Genomic DNA, 16,625 nt, shown 5'->3' on the forward strand with positions numbered 1-16,625 from the left:
GCCGGCAAAGGGGTTACCGCTCAGCGGCGGTGCGTGTAGGCGGGGAGCATCAGGTCGGCGAGATCGTCCATGATGGCGGCGGCCTCGGCGCGGGCGGCGTCGTCGAGCGCGCGGAAGCCGGACTGGCGGACCGCATCGCTGGGGATGACGCCGCGCAGTTTCAGCACCTCCTTCATCAGCGGCATGCCGTAGTTGCTCTCCATGTCGAGCAACGGCAGCACGCGCTGGAAGATGTTCCGGGCGCGCTTGTCGTCCCCGGCTTCGATGGCGTTCCACAGCGCCACGTGCACATCGGCGATCTCGCAGGCCGGCATGGTGCCGGAGACGCCGTGGCGGACTTCCTCCATCAGGGTCTTGCCCGCCTTGCCGCCCATGACGCCCTCGAGCTTGTCGCCGCAGAGCCGGATGATCTCGCCGACGGTCTGGGCCGGATAACCGGACTCTTCCTTGACGAAGCGGGCCGTGGGGACTTCCTTCACCAGCTCGGCAATCAGCCCGGCGCTGAGCGGCGAGGCGCCCTGCCCCGAGACGTTCTGGATCACCAGGGGCAGCGACGTGGCGGCGCCGATCGCCTTGTAGTGCGCCTTGATGTCGGCCGGGCTCGAGGGATGCAGCGTCGGCGGCAGCGACATCACCGCGTCGGCGCCGATCTGCGCGGCGTGGCGGGCGAATTCGACGGCGAGGTGATAGTGCGGCGCCGAGACGGCGACGATCACCGGCACCTTGCCCTTCGCCTTCTTGACGACGATCTCGGCGGCGCGCCGGCGCTCGGCTTCGCTGAGATAGCCACCTTCGCTGGCCAGCGCGTTGGCGACGACGCCATGGACGCCGGCGGCGAGACAGAAGTCGAGGGTCTTCTCCAGGGCTGCCTCATCCAGCCTGAAGTCGTCGGTGAACGGCGTCGTGACGATCACGAAGATGCCGCGGTAGTCGTTGCGATCCATTTTGGTTTGCCTTCTTTGGGATCAGGTACCGGCGAGGGCGCCCTTGGTCATGCCGGAGACCAGGAACGGCTCGAGGAAGATGAACAGGACGATAGCGGGCAGAACCGAGATGGTGCCAGCCGCCATCAGCATTGACCAGTCGACCATCTGCTCACCGACGAACGACTGCATGCCGACGGTCAGCACCTGCACGTCGGGCTTATCGACCAGGGTGCGGGCAAAGATGAACTCGGACCAGCTGGTCAGCACCAGGTAAACGGTCGAGGCCGCCAGCCCGGGCTTGGCCAGGGGCAGGATGACGAGACGCAGCGCCTGCAGCTGGCTCGCGCCATCGATCATCGCCGCCTGCTCGAGTTCGCGCGGGATGCGGTCGAAAAAGCCCTTCATCAGCCAGGTGGCGAGCGGCACGCCGATGGTCATGTTGGCGAGCACGATCCCGAGCAGCGAATTGAACAGACCGGTGTTGGTGTAGATGATGAACAGCGGGATCAGGATCAGGCTCGCCGGGATCAGCTTGCTGACCAGCAGCGTCGCGCCGAGCGCCTGCTGCGGCGGACTCGAAAAGCGCGACAGCGAGTAGCCGGCAAGGGTCGAGACGAACAGGCTGAGCAGCGTCGAAGCGGTGGCGACGATCAGGCTGTTCATGATCCAGGTGAAGAACGGCCGGTTCTCGAACACCTTCACGAACGCATCGAACCGCACTCGGCTGAGATCGGGCAGCAGCGAGGGGCTGCGCGACAGGATCGCGTCGGTCGGCATGATCGCCGTCATCACCATCCAGTAGAACGGGAACAGCGTGATGAGGGCGAAGGCGGCGAGGACCAGAAAGCCGAGGATGCGCATCGGCGTGAGGGCGGGTTTCATCGGCGTGTCCTCAGAACTTCGAGCGGCGCGCCAGCGCGGCCATGGTGACGGCGATCAGGAAGGCCGCCGCGATCATCAGCGTGCCTACCGCAGTGGCGGTGCCCATGCGGAAGTAATGGAAGGCTTCCTTGTAGACGTAGAGCGCCAGCGTCTCGGTGGCATGCGCCGGCCCACCGCCGGTGGTGGCAAAGATGATGTCGACATCGCGGAACACGCCGAGCGCCGAGATCATGATGACGAGGAACGATGCGGTCTGGATGCCGGGCCAGGTGATGTAGCCGAACTGCTGGGGGTTGGTGGCGCCGTCGACATTGGCCGCCTCGTAGAGCTCCCTCGGGATCGACTGCAGCGCCGCGAGAATGGTGAGCGTGATCAGCGGATAGGTCTTCCAGATGGTCGGCAGGATCACCGCCAGCAGCGAGGTGCGGCTATCGACGAACCACGGCATTTCGCCCGAGAGCAGGCCGATGCTGCGCAGCATGGCGTTGAACACGCCGAACGAGCCGTCGAGCACCCAGAGGAACATGATGGCGACGATCACCCCCGGCACCGCCCAGGGGATCAGCACGATGGTGCGCAGGATCCGGTTGCCCGGCAGCTGCTTGTTGAGCAGCAGCGCGGTGGCAAGTCCGACGAGGAAGGCGCCGCCGACGCTGCCGCCGACATAGAGCGCCGAGTTCAGCGTCGAGCGCCAGAACAACGGGTCCGTCAGCACGCGGGTGTAGTTTCCAAAGCCCAACGGCAGTTCGCCGATCTTGGCGAAGTTCATCACCTTGCCGTCGCGGAACGAGATGTCGAGCACCTGGTACAGCGGGTAGACGATCAGGATCAGCACGGCCGCCGCAGCGGGCAGCAGCAGCGCGAAGCTCAGCAGCGTCTGCCGGCGGTGGTAGTTGATTTCGAACAGCCGCGGCTTCAGCGCGCCGCTGTCGAGCGAGGACGTATTCGTCATCGACCGCATCCTGGTCTATCGGAAGAATGGGAGGCGCGACCCAGGGAGGTGGATCGCGCCTGGTGAGCGTCAGTTCAAGGGAACAGCGCGCTCGAGCTCGGCCTGGGCATCCGCAAGGATCTTGTCGACCGGCTCCTCGGTGGTCAGCACCTTGAGCGCCGCAGTGCGCAGGATCGCCGAGTACTCGGCAAAGTTGGCGCGCACCGACTGCTCGGACGAGAAGATCGGCAGGCCATCCTTGGCCGCGTCGCTGATCACCGCGAGATGCGGATACTGGGCTTCATCTTCCGGCGTCAGCACCGAGGCGGCGCGGCCCGAAGGCTGGCCGGTGATGATCAGGTACTCGCGCTGCCACTCGGGCTTGGTCGCGAACTGGATGAACTTCCAGGCAGCGGCTTCGGTGGCTTCGTCGAGGCCCTCGGCGATGTGGATGGTGATGCCACCCGGCGCCTGCTGCGGATCGAACGGCACGCGGACCATCTTGAGGTTGGGACGCATCTCGGGCGTGGCCTTTTCCAGCCACGACCAGACCCACGGACCATCGACGAGGAAGGCGGTCTTGCCATCGACGAAGAGCTGGCGCGCCACGGCGGAGTTGTTGCCGAGCGGGGCGTTCTTTCCGACCGTGTTGCGGTAGGTCTCGACGGCCGCGATCACTTCGGGGGAGGTCAGGTTGTACTTGCCGTCCACGATCACGTCGGTGCCGGCATATTTGATGTAGCGGTGCAGGTCTTCCATCACCGTGGGGTGTTCGGTGGTGACCGCGGAGAGGCCGAACACGCCATCGGCAGGCTTGCTCATCGCCGCCACGGCCGCCTGGTATTCTGCGAAGCTGGTGGGTACGGCCACGCCGGCGTCAGCCAGGAGCTTTTCGTTGTAGAACAACATGTTGGCGCTGTTCGAGACGATGACGCCGCGGGTCTCGCCATCCCAGGTGAGCCCGGCCTGCGCCCCGGCCCAGCCGGTCTCGATGTCGGTGCCCTTGATATGATCGTCGAGGCCGGCGAGCCAGCCCTGCGCGGCATAGGCGCCGAAATTCTGCTCGGAGATCTGCAGCACGGCCGGCGCGCGGTTCGAGGCGAAGCGGATGGTCATCTGCGTCAGGTAGTCGGCGAACGGCACATAGACGCGGCCGATCTTGATGTCAGGGTTTTCCTTCTCGAAGGCGTTGATCACGGCCTTCCACCAATCGGAATTGCCGGGCTCTTCGAGTTGCCACGATGAAAAGTCGAGCATGGTCTGCGCCTGTGCGGGCAGCGCGGCAAGACTGGCCCCCAACCCAATGGTGGCGGCCAACAATAGCTTCTTGATCACAATGATCCTCCCAGTAAGCCATTTCGGCGGACTTTCCGTCCGCCCTTCAAAACAAGCGCAAAGCTCCGCCGCGGCCGGAAATGCCGTTGCAATCGCCCATCGCGTTGCTAATCACCTGACGAGACGTGGCGCCCAGCGGCGTTGTTGTTGGATTTCCGCTGGACCGCCCGACGGCAGGTCACGTATACGAAGATGCAAGATCGTATCAAATCTGTCAACATCGTATACGATGCGACATTGTGCTGAGGATGCCATGGACCAGGATGCGCCACCGGTAGCCAAGCCCCGCAGGCGGAACAGCGCCTCCGAGGTCAAGACCGAGACGACGTACCAGCGGGTCACCAACCTGCTGCGCACGGAGATCATCGCCGGTGACATTCCCCTTGGCGGCTGGCTGCGCATGACCGCCATCGCCGAGCGGTTCGGGGTCAGCGTGCAGCCGGTGCGCGAAGCGCTGCAGCAGCTCGAAGGCGAAGGGCTGGTGGAGATGATCCCCAACCATGGGGCGCGGGTGCGCGAGATCGACCGCAACCGGCTGGTTTATTCGCACGAGATCGGCGAGGCGCTCGAGTCGTTTCTGGCGCGGCAATTCGCCGAGGAAGCGTCGCTGTCGTCGCTCAGAAAACTCGAAGCGCTGCAGCTCGAGCATGACGCAGCTATCGAGGCGATGGATTGGGCCCGGATCGACGCCGCCAACCACGCCTTTCACCGCTTCATCAACACCCATGGCGGCAATCTCGAAGCGGCCGACCTGATCGCCCGCTACTACGGACTGAGCGAAAGCCTGATGAACAAGCGCGGCCGCACCGCAACGTTTGCGCAGCGTGTGCAATCGGAACACCACGCGCTGCTCGACGCCTTCCGCCGGCGCGACCCGGACGCGGCGGCGAAGATCAACGCGGCGCATGTGCGCGGCACGCTCGGCGATGTGCTGGCGGCCTACGAGGCGGCAAAGCGCTGACCGTCGCCTGACTGTAAGCAGACGGTGCCACGCAAGTGCACTGGGCATGATCAAGCCGCAGCTTCGATTCTTCACCTCCCCCTTCATGGGGAGGCCGGGAGGGGGCCGTCTGGCTGCAATGCTCACCTTATCCCCTACCCCTCATCCACCCTTGCCTTCTCTTCGGGACTTTGTATGATAAACAGACATTCTGACAAGCCCCTCGTGATTCAGCAAAAGGGAGGTACAAGCGGGAGCACGGACTCGTGGTCCGGGGCGGCCAAAGGACGGAGCAGTTCATGTCGGTAGTTACGCGTCAGCCAGGCGGCACACGGGGCAACAGCCTCGGCGGCCTCATGCAGGTGCGCGGCATCCTGGGAGGCATCGTCGCCGATCTCGGGCGGCGGGTGGTGGCGGGAGAATGGAAATCCGGCGAGACCCTGCCCACCGAGGCGGAGCTGATGGCCGAGCTCGATGTAGGCCGGTCGGTGGTCCGCGAGGCGATGCGCATCCTCAATGCCAAGGGCCTGGTGCGCAGCCGGCAGATGGAAGGCACGACGGTGATGCCGCGCGCCAACTGGCGGCTGCTCGACCCCGACCTGATCCAGTGGCGCATCGAAGCGGCCGACAAGAAGACGCTGCTGAAGGACCTGTTGCAGGTGCGCCTGGCGCTTGAGCCCGGCGTCGTCTGGATCGCCACCGCCACCGGATCGGACGAAGCCAAGGCGCGCATCCATGCCGCCTGGAAAGCCAAGACCGATGTCCTCACCGAGTCGTCGTCACCGCAAGAACAGCGCGACCACTTCATCACTCACGATCTTGAATTTCATCGCGCGTTCCTGGCGGCGGTCGGTTCGGAGATCCTCGAGCAGCTCTTTTCGGTGATCGAAGCGGCCCTATCGCTGATGATCGACGGGCAGATGCAGGCGAGGGGTTCGACGACGACGCTGGTGGGGATGGAGGAGACCAACCAACTGCATCAGGACGTCTATGACGCTTTCGCCGCCGGGGATGCCGACAAGGCCGAACGGGCGATGCGCTACCTGATCCAGCGCGCCATTATCGACGCCAACGAGGGCTTCGCGCTCAGCGAGTGACGGGCCCCGCAAAGGGACGACATGACAGAGCCGACAGGGGAGCAACGCCAGCTGTTCAAGCGGGTGGCGGAGCGGCTGCAACAACACGATTTCAAGGGCTGGTTCTACGGCGACTCGGTGGGCTTTGAAGGCCTGATCGCCGCCGGCGACATGCTGGGGCTCAGCACCTGGCAGGATTTCTCGCAGGGCTTCTTCCGCGCCTGGGCCACCCGCATGGAGCCGTTCCAGCTCGACGACAACACCGCGCCCGGCCACGCCATGTGCGAGATCGTCAAGCGCACCGACGACCAGGTGCTGTTCGCGGCGGTAAAGAAACTCGCCGAACACCTCTATGCCCGCCGCCGGGTGCGCGGTGTCAGCATCACCTTCGAGGATACGCTGCGCGCCCTGCGCCAGCCCTATGGCGGGGTGCCGCTTACCGCCGAGGACCAGCAGTTCATGCGCGATCCCGGCGCCGGCATCTGGCTCGACTGCATGCATTTCGACCCGCCGTTCTACGCCCACCTGGCAGCGATCGGCGGCGGCGCCGAGTGGTCGCAGCGGGCGGTGGACGAGATCCTCGGCTATTGCGAACTGCTGTTCGACCCCGAACTCGGCACCTACAACCACTACTGGCTGGAAAGGACCGAGCGCTCCTATATCCGCGGCTGGGGTCGCGGCCAGGGCTGGGCCCTGCTCGGGCTGCTCGATGTGGTCGAGCATGCCAGTGAGAGCTCGAAGAATTACGACGAAGTGGTGCGCCGCACACAGAACCTGGCGCTGGCCATGCGCGACTGGCAGCTCGATGACGGCAACTGGTGGGCGATGGTGCACGAGCCGGCCTCAGGCCCGGAGTCGTCCACGGCCGCCTTCATGTCGTGCGCCTTCTATCGCGGCATCCGGCTGGGCATTTTGCCGGCAGACGAGTTCCGCGCCGCGGCGGACAAGGCCTATGACGCGATGCTCAAGAACCTCGACGCCGACGGCAACCTCCAGGGTGTCTCGGCGGCAGTCTATGCCGCGCTGGTGCAGGAGCACTACTGGCACGTGCCGCGCGGCTACATCGTGCCGTGGGGCCAGGGGCCGGTACTGACCGCGGCGTTGGCGCGGATGAGGGTGGACGAGCGGTAGACGTCGACAGACGGCCCCCTCCCATCCTCCCCCATGAAGGGGGAGGTGCCCTGCCGGTTCACTGGGCACTATCGAAGACAAAGCCTCGGCTCTTCACCTCCCCCTTCATGGGGGAGGCCGGGAGGGGGCCGTCTCTATCAGTCGTCCTGTCTCACCCAAACTCCGGCGCCGCCAGCCCCTTCACTCCCGGCCGGCAGACCAGCAAATTCCCTGACTCGGGCGCCGCAGCGAGCTCGGCCTCCGTCGCGCCATAGCTCGCCGTGGTGATGTACAAATCCCCGAGGTCCGGCCCACCAAAGGCGCAACTGGTGGGTTTGGCCACCGGCACTTCCAGCACCAGGTCGACGTCGCCGCGCGGGGTGAAGCGCACCACGCAGCTGCCGTCCCAGCGGGCGTTCCACAGGCACCCGTCGGCATCGACGGTGGAGCCGTCCGGCACGCCGCGGTCGAACCTCGCAAAGGGGCGCTTGTTGCTGATCATCCCGTCGTCGAGGTCGAAGTCGTAGGCCGAGATCACCCCTGAGGCGGTGTCGCAGAAGTACATGGTGCGGTTATCCGGGCTCCAGCACACGGTGTTGGAGATCCAGATGCCGGTGTCGTGGGCGGTGAGCGTCAGGTCCGGATCGAGCCGGTAGAGGGTCCCCGCCGCTTCCAGCAGGTCCATCCCGCCGCCATTGGGCTGCAGGTTGTTCTGCATGGTGCCAAACCAGAAACGGCCCTTCGCATCGGTGCCGCCATCGTTGGAGCGGTTGTAGGGTTTTGCCGGGTCGGGATCGAGCAGGTGGGTCAGTTGCCTGGTCGCGTAATCGAAGTTCGAGACGCCGCTATGGGTGGCGACGATCAGCCCGCTGCCGTCACGCCTGGCGCGGACGCTCATCACCATCTGCGGCATGGCGTAGGTGTCGGTCACCCCGCTTGCCGGATCGTAGCAATGGAGCTTCGCCGGTTGCGGCACGTCCACCCACCAAAGTTTCTGACGCCGGGCGTCCCAGAAGGCGCCTTCGCCGAGAAGGTCATGACTCGCGACTGCAGTTGAAACCGAAATGGACACGAGCGTTCCCCTCTATTCGTACATGCGGATGGTGACGCCGCCATCGATCACGATGTTGGCGCCGACAATGAAACGGGCCTCGTCGGAGGCGAGCATGGCGGCGACCGCCGCCACCTCGTCGGGGCGCCCGAGCCGGCCGACCGGCTGCTTCGCCTCGACCTTGCGGCGGGCCTCGGGGTCAGGGTTCTCGGCGAACATCCGCTGGTTCAGCGGCGTGTCGATATAGCCCGGCGAGATGGCGTTCACGGTGATGCCGCGGTCGGCATATTCGAGCGCCAGCGACCGGGTCAGCCCCAGGAGGCCGTGCTTGGCGATCGGATAGGGGAAGGTGTTGCGGATGATCTGGAAGGCGTGGTTCGAGGCGATGTTGATGATCGCCCCCTGCCCTCGCGCCAGCATCGCCGGCAGCACGGCGCGGCAGCAGAACCAGGCGCCGTCGAGATCGACCGACATGCAGCGCGCCCAATCGGCATCGGTGATTTCGAGCGGATCGCCGAACACCGCGATGCCGGCATTGTTCACCAGGATATCGGGGGCGCCGAGGGTCGCGGTGGTCTCCGCCACCATGGCCTCGACGCTCCCGGCATCGGCGACATCGCAGCGAATGAACTGCGCCTTGGTCCCGGTCTCGGCCCGCAGCGCTGCGGCGGTCGCCTCGCCCAGCGCCGGGCTGATTTCCGCGACCGCCACATGCGCGCCTTCGGCGGCGAAACGGCGGGCAATGGCCTCGCCGATACCCTGGCCGGCACCGGTGACAATGGCGACCCTGTCGCGCAAACGCTCCAAAACGATCCTCCCAAGTTCGTCCCGCACCCATCATTGGTGGGGTGCGTTGACTTTGTCAGATAAACAGATAAGCATCCCGGACGTCAACGGAGACCATCCCAGCGAAAGGGCTGGCCCGTTCCGAGGATTTCACATCGGTCAGGGAGGACCAAATGACCAAAACGTCTCGCATGCTTGGGCATGCGCTGCTGGCTGCCGGCATGTTCGGCATGGCTTTGAGCGGCGCCGCGCTGGCACAGGAGAAGCTGATCGTCGGCATCTACAAGTCGGGCACGCAGCAGTACTTCATCGATGAGGCCGCGGGCTTCACCAAAGCGGCGGAGGCGGCTGGCTACAGCGCCAAGATCATCAACGTGGAGCTCGACGCCAACCTCGCGATCAACGCCATCACCGACGCGATCGCCTCGGGTGCCAAGGGCATCGGCATCACCGCACCGGACCAGGCAATCGGGCCGGCGGTGACCAAGGCCGCGGCCGATGCCGGCGTGCTGCTGGTCGCCACCGACGACTCGCTGAAGGACGGCGCCGGCAACGCGGTTCCCTATGTCGGGTTCGACGGCAAGGACATGGGCACCAAGGTCGGCGTCGCCGCCGGCGACCTGCTCAAGGGCTCCGGCTGGCTTGAGGCCGGCCATTACGGCATCCTGTCGGTCGAAGTGCAGACGCTGTCGGTGTGCAACGATCGCACCAACGCCTCACGCGATGAAGTGACCAAGGCCGGCGCCGATGCGGCGAAAATCTTCCCGGTGGCCTATGACGGCACCACCAACTCGTCGCTCGAAGCGGCCGGCCCGGTGATCACCGCGCACCCGGATGTCGAGCAGTGGGTGGTGTTTGCCTGCAACGACGAAGGCGCGCTGGGCGCCGTCAACGCGCTGGCCAATGCCGGCTTCTCTCCCGACAACATCATCGCTGTGGGGCTGGGCGCCTACGAAGCCTGCCGCCCCTGGGCAGCGGGCCAGCCGTCGGGCTTCAAGGCGGCGCTCTATATCAGCGGCGTCGATGTGGGCGAGGCCGCGGCCAATGCGCTGATCAACGCCATCGAAAAGGGCGAGCCGCTGCCGCCGAACACGGTTGCCGCCACTTCGATCGTCGACCCGACCAACTACAAGGACGCGATGCCCTGCACCTGATGCAGCGCTGAATGCACGGGCGGGCCACATTGGTCCGCCCCCTTCCCCACTGGTAGCTCTCGTGATGACCGATACACCTGTTCTCGACATCCGCGGCGTCGGCAAGGCGTTTCCCAATGTCCGCGCCCTCAGCAATCTCAGCTTTGACGTCCGGCGCGGCGAGGTGATGGCGTTTGTCGGCGAGAATGGCGCCGGCAAATCCACCCTGCTGAAGATCCTCTCCGGCGATTACCGGCTCGACGAAGGCAGCGTGCGGCTCGACGGGCAGGAGGTCAGCCATGCGAGCCCGTTGGCGGCGCGGCGCGCCGGCTTCCGCCTGGTGCGACAGGAGCCCGAGATCGTGCCGCATGTCAGCGCGGCGGAAAACATCTTCGTCGGCGAACTGCCGCAGCGCGGCGGGGTCGTCGACTTCAGGCAGCTGCGCGCCGAGGCCAAGGCGCTGCTGGTCGAATGCGGCTTTGACGGCCTGCTCGACCTCGACGCCCAGGGCGACAGCTTTTCCCCGGCGCAGCGCCATATCGTCGAAATCGCCCGGGCGCTGAAGCCCGGCGTCAAGGTGATCGCCTTCGACGAGCCGACTTCCTCGCTCACCGCCGACGAGACCGAGCGGCTGTTCGCGCTGATCCGCAAGCTCAGGGCTCGCGGCCTCGCGGTGATCTATGTCACCCACCGGCTGCACGAGGTGATGGCGATCTCGGATCGTATCGTGATCCTGCGCGACGGGCGATTGATCGGGGTCAAGGAGACGACGGCGACGACACCCGACGAAGTGGTGCGGATGATGGTCGGGCGCGACCTCTCCTACGGCTTCTCGCGCGCCGAGACGACGCGCGACGAGGTGGTGCTGGATGTGCGCGGCCTCTCGAGCCGCTGGCACCGCGACATCAGTTTTCAGATCCGCGCCGGCGAGATCCTCGGCTTTGCCGGGCTGGTTGGCGCCGGGCGGACCGAACTCGCCAAGGTGATCTTCGGCGAGTACCACCGCAGCGCCGGCGAGATCCGCATTGCCGGCAAACCGGCCCATATCCGCACGCCGTCCGACGCCATCCGCGCCTCGATCGGCTTTGCGCCGGAGGACCGTAAGGGCGAGGGGCTGATCCTCGTCCGCTCGGTGATGGAGAACGCCTCGATGGCGGTGTTCTCGTCGCTCGCCCGCTGGGGTGTGTTGCGCAACCGGATGATGGTCGAGACGGTCGAGCCGCTGATCAAGAGCCTCGAGATCAAGACCCCGTCGCTCGAGCAGGAGGTCGGCAAGCTCTCGGGCGGCAACCAGCAGAAGGTGGTGCTGGCCCGCTGGCTCGCCGCCAAGCCGAAGGTGCTGATCCTCGATGAGCCGACGCGCGCCGTCGATGTCGGCGCCAAGGCCGAGATCTACCGGCTGATCGACAGCCTCGCGAACTCCGGCATCGCCATCATGCTGATCTCGTCGGAAATGCCGGAACTGCTGGCGCTCGCCGACCGTATCGTCGTCATGCACGGCGGCAGAATTTCCGCGCCGATCGAGAAGCACGCCGCTTCCGAAGAGGCGATCCTCAACCACGCGCTCGGCCAGCGCGCTGCCTAAAGTTTTCCATTTGTCGCGCTTTCGAACCGAAAAAGTCTGCAACTTTTTCTGAAAGCGCTCCAGCCCGAGGGCGTAATGACCAACATGTCCAATTCCTCCGTCCAGCCGACCAGCAGCAGCAGCAACCCGCTGAAGGCGATCACCCGCTTCGTCGGCGCCGAGAACCTGTCGCTGATCATCGCGCTGGTGCTGCTGGTGGCGCTGATCGCCTCGCAGACGCCGTTCTTCTTTGCGCCGCGCAACCTGATGAATATCGGCATGAACCTGAGCGTCGTCGGGCTGCTCGGGGTCGGCATGACCATCGTCATCGTGTCGGGCGCGCTCGATATCTCGGTCGGCTCGATCGCCGGCGTCGCCTCGGTGATCTCGGCCATGCTGGTGACCTATGCCGGCACCGTGCTGGGCGGGGTGGCCGTGGGCGTGCTGGCCGGCGCCATGCTCGGCGTCGTCAATGCGGCGATCATCACCTATCTCCGCGTCAACGCGGTCGTCGCGACGCTGGCAACGCTTTCGGCCTATCGCGGGCTGGCGTTCCTGATCGCCCCGGAAGGCCGGCCGATCGGCGTGCTGGACCAGAATTTCGCCTGGCTCGGTTCCGGCCGTATCCTCGAAGGCGGCGGCTTTCCGGGCATTCCGGTATCGCTGATCCTGCTGATCATCATCGCCGCCATTGGCCATTTCGTGATGAGTTCGACGGTGTTCGGCCGCTCGGTCTATTCGATGGGCGGCAACCCGGCTGCGGCGCGGCTTGCCGGCATCAACCTCAACCGGATGAAGTTCTACATCTTCACCATCTCGGGCGCGCTGGCGGGTCTCGCCGGTGTGCTGGTGACAGCGCGCACCAGCTCGGGCCAGCCGGCCTCGGGCACGCAGGGGCTGGAGCTCGAAGCGATCACCGCGGTGTTCCTCGGCGGCGCGATCCTGGCCGGCGGCAAGGGCACCATCGTCGGCACCATGTTGGCCGTGGTGCTGCTCGCGACGCTCTCGAACGGCATGAACCTGCTGGGCATCCCGACCTTCTACCAGTTGGTCGCCAAGGGCTTCCTCCTGGTGGTGGCAGTGGCGATCGGGCAGTGGCGCATGGCGCGGGCCGAGAAGGCGCAGGCGCGCGCTGCCGCCGCGACGGGGAGCTGAGGATGAGCACAGTCCTCCTCGAAAACGACCGGATGCGCGTGAGGGTGGAGCCGGGTTACGGCGCCCGCGTCACCAGCCTCCTCGACAGGCAGAGTGGGCGCGAGTGGATCGCGCAGGGGCAGACGAGTCCGAAGACCGGTGAAGACGCCGAGTATGCCGGTGACGAAGCGGTCGGCTGGGACGAGTGCTTCCCCACCGTCGCGCCGTGGGACGCCAGCCACACTTCCTGGGGGCGGAAGCTGCGCGACCATGGCGACCTGTGGGGCCGACCGTTCGCCGTGGAAGAGCAGACGCCGACGGCGCTGCGCCTCAACTACACCGACCCGCAGTTCCGCTTCACCCGCGAACTGCGGCTCGATGGCGTCTCGCTGATCGCCCGCTACCGGGTGGAGAACCGCACTGATCAATCGCTGCCCTATCTCTGGGCCCTGCATGGCCTGCTCGCCGTCACCGACGCCGACAGCATCGAACTGCCTGAGGTCGAGACGGTATCGGCTACCTATCTGTCGCTCGGCGACACGTTCCTGAGCGTGCCGCGGCTCGCCTGGTCGAAGCCGAACGGCGTGCTGCCGTTCACGCTCGACAAGGTACAGCCGGCGTCGTCGGTGTTTGCCGGCAAGTTCTACGCCGGCGTGCCGGGTCGCACCGCCCGGGTCGGTCGGCCAGGGCAATGGCTCGAACTCGTCTGGGACCAGGGCATCGACCAGCTCGGCATTTGGCTGACCTATGGCGGCTGGCCGGGACCCGGCGGCCACCACGAGATCGCGCTCGAGCCCACCAATGCCGCCGCCGATACGCTCGGCGAAGCCATCGACGCCGGCGCACCGCCGCTTGCCCCGGGCGAGCGGCGCGACTGGCGCGTCACCCTTTCCCTCACATCCTGAACACCGGACCCCGAGATGACCGAAGAACCGCACATCCTCTACAGCGTCGAAAACGGCGTCGCGCATATGCAGATGAACCGGCCGAAAAAGCTCAACGCCATCACGGCGGCGATGGGCGGCGAGTTCGTGCGCATCTGTCGTGAGGTCGACTATCGTGACGACATCAAGGTGCTGGTGATTTCCGGCGCCGGCGAGCGCTCGTTCTCGGCCGGCAGCGATGTCGGGGCGCTCGACGACCTGGGCGAGCCGTGGGAGCAGCGCAACCGCGCCGAGTATGACCGCGACTATATCGCGCCGCTCCTGAAACTGCGGAAGCCGGCGATTGCGGCGATCGACGGCTATTGCCTCGGCGGCGGGCTGGAGGTGGCGATGAGCTGCGATATCCGCGTCGCCACCGAGCGCTCGAGCTTCGGGGCGCCGGAAGTGCGGCGCGGCTGGCATGCGGGTTCAGGCAATACCTCGATCCTGCCGCGACTGATCGGCTACGGCAACGCGGCGCGCTGGATCCTCACCGGCGACATCTTCCCCGCCGCCGAAGCGCACCGCGTCGGCTTCGTGCAGGACCTCGTCAGCGTCGAGGAACTGTGGCCACGGGTGCACTCCATTGCCGACCGGCTGGCGAAGAACCCGCCGATCGCCGTGCAATCAGCCAAGAACATCATCAAGCAGAGCCAGGGCACCTCGATCATGCAGGGGCTGGCCTGGGAGAATGACGGCTACACGCTGTGCATGGGCACCGAAGACGCGGCCGAGGGCATCAAGGCCTTTGCCGAAAAGCGCGACCCCGTGTTCCGCGGGCGCTGAGAGACCACTGACATGAACGAACACGCTCCCCTCAATCGCGGCCCGCTCACCGGCCTCAAGGTGCTCGATCTCACCATCGCGCTGGCCGGCCCGATGTGCACGCAGCGCATGGGCGAAATGGGCGCTGACATCATCAAGGTGGAAGCCCCGGGTGGCGGCGATTTCTCGCGCTACTCGACCATGGCGGGGGTCACCAAGTTCGGCGACGCCACCACCTTCATCACGCTCAACCGCAACAAGCGCTCGCTGATCCTCGACCTCAAGTCGGATGCTGGGCGCGAGGTGCTGTATCGCATGGTGAAGGATGCCGACGTGCTGGTGCAGAACTTCCGGCCGCGCGTCGCCAGCAAGCTCGGTATCGACTTCGCAACGCTCAGCGCCATCAACCCGCGGCTCGTCTATGGCTCGATCAGCGGCTATGGCGAGGACGGGCCGATGAAGGATCGGCCGGGCCAGGACCTGCTGGTGCAGAGCTTTACCGGCCTCACTATGAATGCCGGCCGGGCCTCGGGGCTGCCGCATCCCTCGCCGCTCTACATGGTCGATGTCTCGGCCTCGCACCTCCTCACCGAGGGGGTACTGGCGGCACTGGTGGCGCGCGGCATCACCGGGCGCGGGCAGGAGATCAAGGTCTCGATGGTCTCGGCGATCATGGAGATGCAGATCCAGGAGCTGACCTCCTACATGTCGACCGAAGCGCCGCCGACCCGTTCGGAGAGCCCGCAGGTATCGATCTGGATGGAGCCGCCCTATGGCATCTATGCCTGCAGCGATGGCCACCTGGCGCTGGCGCAGGTCGACCTCAACGTGCTCGCCGAGGTGATCGGCGTGCCCGTCCTGAAAACGCTCAAGACGTCGCGCCCGAAGCAGACCGACAGCGCGGCACTGATGCAGTGGCGCGACGACATCTACAATGCGGTGGCCGCAAAACTTGCGACCGACAGGGTGGCGCACTGGGACGAGCTGCTCACCGAACACGGGCTCTGGTGCGGCGTCGTCAACAACTACGAGCGGTTCCTGAACCACCCGCAGACGCAGCGTTACCTCACCACCATGACGCACTCCAGAGGCGGCGAGTATCGCACCGTGGCGCCGGCGATCCGTTTCTCGGAACAGCCGGCCCCCGAGCTGCGCGGTTCGCCGCGCTATGGCGAGCACAGCCGCGAGGTGCTGCTCAGCGCTGGCCTGTCGGTGGCCGAGGTGGATAAGCTGATTGCCGACCGCGTCGCGGTGACCGAGGTGGGGAAGGCGTGATGGCCGGGCGGCTCGACGGCGAACATGTGGTGGTCACCGGCGGCAGCCGGGGGATCGGCGCGGCCATCGTGGAGAAGGCGCTGGTCGAGGGCGCGCGGTTATCGATCATCGATATCGAAGAGCAGGCGGGACGAGCCTTCGCCGCCTCGCTCGACGCCGACGATCGGGTGTATTTCGGCCGCGGCGATATCCGGGTCGCCGACGAGATCAAGGCGTTCCACACGGCGGCGGTGGCCAAGCTCGGGCCGGTGACCGGGCTCGTCAACAATGCCGGACGCAACTCCAACGCCGACCCGGTGACGATGACAGAGGCGCAGTGGGACGATGTGTTCTCGGTCGACCTGAAATCGGCGTGGCTGTGCGCCCGCGAAGTGCTGCCGGCAATGCTCGCGGCGCAGCGCGGCTCGATCGTCAACATCGCCTCGGTGCATGCCGACCATACCTTCCCCGGCTATTTTCCCTATGCCGCGGCGAAGTCCGGGCTGGTCGGGCTGACCCGCTCGCTGGCGCTGGAAGTCGGCCCGCAGCAGATCCGGGTCAACGCGCTGTCGCCAGGCTGGACCGAGACCCGGCTGGTGGCCGAGTATTTCACGACGCAGCCTGCCGCCATGCGGCAGCGGGTGCTCGACGTGCACCCGATGGGCCGCATCGCGACGCCGATGGAAATCGCCAACTGCGCGGTGTTCCTGCTGTCTGATGAGGCGAGCTTCGTCACCGGCGCCAACTGGCGTGTCGATGGCGGCATGGGGGCGCGGTTCGCGGGGTAGTTCACCTGGTCGCTCGCTGCCCACCAA

16 protein-coding genes are annotated in these 16,625 nt (G+C 66.1%); 10 read left to right on the top strand and 6 right to left on the bottom strand.

Features of this window, described 5'->3' with window-relative positions:
• Positions 1-20: 20 nt before the first annotated feature.
• The 4 genes from AC1ROK_RS08375 to AC1ROK_RS08390 form a co-directional block, all read right to left on the bottom strand.
• A complete protein-coding gene (locus tag AC1ROK_RS08375; protein ID WP_492845720.1) occupies positions 21-944 on the bottom strand; it encodes a dihydrodipicolinate synthase family protein in 924 nt (307 codons plus the stop codon).
• Between the two features lie 21 nt (positions 945-965).
• Complete coding sequence (locus AC1ROK_RS08380; protein ID WP_492845722.1) at positions 966-1,808, bottom strand: carbohydrate ABC transporter permease; 843 nt, start codon at positions 1,806-1,808, stop codon at positions 966-968.
• A 10-nt stretch (positions 1,809-1,818) separates the two neighbouring features.
• The gene (locus AC1ROK_RS08385) at positions 1,819-2,760 is read right to left on the bottom strand and encodes a carbohydrate ABC transporter permease (RefSeq protein WP_492845724.1); all 942 of its coding nucleotides are present in this window, start codon (positions 2,758-2,760) and stop codon (positions 1,819-1,821) included.
• Positions 2,761-2,829: 69 nt separating this feature from the next.
• A complete protein-coding gene (locus tag AC1ROK_RS08390; RefSeq protein ID WP_492845726.1) occupies positions 2,830-4,074 on the bottom strand; it encodes an ABC transporter substrate-binding protein in 1,245 nt (414 codons plus the stop codon).
• A 253-nt stretch (positions 4,075-4,327) separates the two neighbouring features.
• Here AC1ROK_RS08390 and AC1ROK_RS08395 point away from each other — a divergent pair, with 253 nt between their 5' ends.
• The 3 genes from AC1ROK_RS08395 to AC1ROK_RS08405 all read left to right on the top strand — a co-directional run bounded on the left by AC1ROK_RS08395 (position 4,328) and on the right by AC1ROK_RS08405 (position 7,221).
• On the top strand, positions 4,328-5,035 hold the full coding sequence (locus tag AC1ROK_RS08395) for a GntR family transcriptional regulator (RefSeq protein WP_492845728.1): 708 nt from the start codon (positions 4,328-4,330) through the stop codon (positions 5,033-5,035).
• A gap of 278 nt (positions 5,036-5,313) precedes the next feature.
• The gene (locus AC1ROK_RS08400; RefSeq protein ID WP_492845730.1) at positions 5,314-6,111 is read left to right on the top strand and encodes a FadR/GntR family transcriptional regulator; all 798 of its coding nucleotides are present in this window, start codon (positions 5,314-5,316) and stop codon (positions 6,109-6,111) included.
• 21 nt (positions 6,112-6,132) lie between these two features.
• Positions 6,133-7,221, top strand: coding sequence for a glycoside hydrolase family 88 protein (locus AC1ROK_RS08405; protein ID WP_492845732.1), 1,089 nt, complete (start codon positions 6,133-6,135; stop codon positions 7,219-7,221).
• A gap of 151 nt (positions 7,222-7,372) precedes the next feature.
• Here the strand turns inward: AC1ROK_RS08405 and AC1ROK_RS08410 are convergent, their stop codons facing one another.
• Together AC1ROK_RS08410 and AC1ROK_RS08415 are read right to left on the bottom strand one after the other, a co-directional pair.
• A complete protein-coding gene (locus AC1ROK_RS08410; protein ID WP_492845734.1) occupies positions 7,373-8,272 on the bottom strand; it encodes an SMP-30/gluconolactonase/LRE family protein in 900 nt (299 codons plus the stop codon).
• 12 nt (positions 8,273-8,284) lie between these two features.
• Positions 8,285-9,058 carry an SDR family oxidoreductase gene (locus AC1ROK_RS08415; RefSeq protein ID WP_492845736.1) on the bottom strand — a complete coding sequence of 258 codons (774 nt, stop codon included), beginning with the start codon at positions 9,056-9,058 and terminating at the stop codon, positions 8,285-8,287.
• Between the two features lie 152 nt (positions 9,059-9,210).
• Between AC1ROK_RS08415 and AC1ROK_RS08420 the strand changes: the two genes are divergently transcribed.
• The 7 genes from AC1ROK_RS08420 (at position 9,211) to AC1ROK_RS08450 (ending at position 16,598) form a co-directional block, all read left to right on the top strand.
• The gene (locus AC1ROK_RS08420; RefSeq protein ID WP_492845738.1) at positions 9,211-10,191 is read left to right on the top strand and encodes a substrate-binding domain-containing protein; all 981 of its coding nucleotides are present in this window, start codon (positions 9,211-9,213) and stop codon (positions 10,189-10,191) included.
• Positions 10,192-10,255: 64 nt separating this feature from the next.
• Positions 10,256-11,755: a sugar ABC transporter ATP-binding protein gene (locus AC1ROK_RS08425; protein ID WP_492845740.1), complete on the top strand. Its 1,500-nt coding sequence runs from the start codon at positions 10,256-10,258 to the stop codon at positions 11,753-11,755.
• Between the two features lie 75 nt (positions 11,756-11,830).
• Entirely contained in the window at positions 11,831-12,889 is a 1,059-nt protein-coding gene (locus tag AC1ROK_RS08430; RefSeq protein WP_492845742.1) for an ABC transporter permease, read from the top strand.
• A gap of 2 nt (positions 12,890-12,891) precedes the next feature.
• Positions 12,892-13,773, top strand: a complete 882-nt coding sequence (locus tag AC1ROK_RS08435; protein ID WP_492845744.1) for a hypothetical protein — start codon at positions 12,892-12,894, stop codon at positions 13,771-13,773.
• A 15-nt stretch (positions 13,774-13,788) separates the two neighbouring features.
• The gene (locus AC1ROK_RS08440) at positions 13,789-14,577 is read left to right on the top strand and encodes an enoyl-CoA hydratase/isomerase family protein (RefSeq protein ID WP_492845746.1); all 789 of its coding nucleotides are present in this window, start codon (positions 13,789-13,791) and stop codon (positions 14,575-14,577) included.
• Between the two features lie 12 nt (positions 14,578-14,589).
• Positions 14,590-15,831, top strand: a complete 1,242-nt coding sequence (locus tag AC1ROK_RS08445) for a CaiB/BaiF CoA transferase family protein (RefSeq protein ID WP_492845748.1) — start codon at positions 14,590-14,592, stop codon at positions 15,829-15,831.
• The gene (locus AC1ROK_RS08450) at positions 15,831-16,598 is read left to right on the top strand and encodes a glucose 1-dehydrogenase (protein WP_492845750.1); all 768 of its coding nucleotides are present in this window, start codon (positions 15,831-15,833) and stop codon (positions 16,596-16,598) included. The genes AC1ROK_RS08445 and AC1ROK_RS08450 overlap by 1 nt, the downstream gene beginning before the upstream one ends.
• Positions 16,599-16,625: the final 27 nt, after the last annotated feature.

This window comes from Devosia sp. GW821-FHT12F11, from assembly GCF_058806655.1.

Coding starts and splice junctions, on each gene's coding strand:
- AC1ROK_RS08430 (WP_492845742.1), top strand. CDS start 11,831: ATGACCAACATGTCCAATTCCTCCGTCCAGCCGACCAGCAGCAGCAGC.
- AC1ROK_RS08405 (WP_492845732.1), top strand. CDS start 6,133: ATGACAGAGCCGACAGGGGAGCAACGCCAGCTGTTCAAGCGGGTGGCG.
- AC1ROK_RS08450 (WP_492845750.1), top strand. CDS start 15,831: ATGGCCGGGCGGCTCGACGGCGAACATGTGGTGGTCACCGGCGGCAGC.
- AC1ROK_RS08380 (WP_492845722.1), bottom strand. CDS start 1,808: ATGAAACCCGCCCTCACGCCGATGCGCATCCTCGGCTTTCTGGTCCTC.
- AC1ROK_RS08435 (WP_492845744.1), top strand. CDS start 12,892: ATGAGCACAGTCCTCCTCGAAAACGACCGGATGCGCGTGAGGGTGGAG.
- AC1ROK_RS08425 (WP_492845740.1), top strand. CDS start 10,256: ATGACCGATACACCTGTTCTCGACATCCGCGGCGTCGGCAAGGCGTTT.
- AC1ROK_RS08375 (WP_492845720.1), bottom strand. CDS start 944: ATGGATCGCAACGACTACCGCGGCATCTTCGTGATCGTCACGACGCCG.
- AC1ROK_RS08400 (WP_492845730.1), top strand. CDS start 5,314: ATGTCGGTAGTTACGCGTCAGCCAGGCGGCACACGGGGCAACAGCCTC.
- AC1ROK_RS08385 (WP_492845724.1), bottom strand. CDS start 2,760: ATGACGAATACGTCCTCGCTCGACAGCGGCGCGCTGAAGCCGCGGCTG.
- AC1ROK_RS08440 (WP_492845746.1), top strand. CDS start 13,789: ATGACCGAAGAACCGCACATCCTCTACAGCGTCGAAAACGGCGTCGCG.
- AC1ROK_RS08420 (WP_492845738.1), top strand. CDS start 9,211: ATGACCAAAACGTCTCGCATGCTTGGGCATGCGCTGCTGGCTGCCGGC.
- AC1ROK_RS08445 (WP_492845748.1), top strand. CDS start 14,590: ATGAACGAACACGCTCCCCTCAATCGCGGCCCGCTCACCGGCCTCAAG.
- AC1ROK_RS08395 (WP_492845728.1), top strand. CDS start 4,328: ATGGACCAGGATGCGCCACCGGTAGCCAAGCCCCGCAGGCGGAACAGC.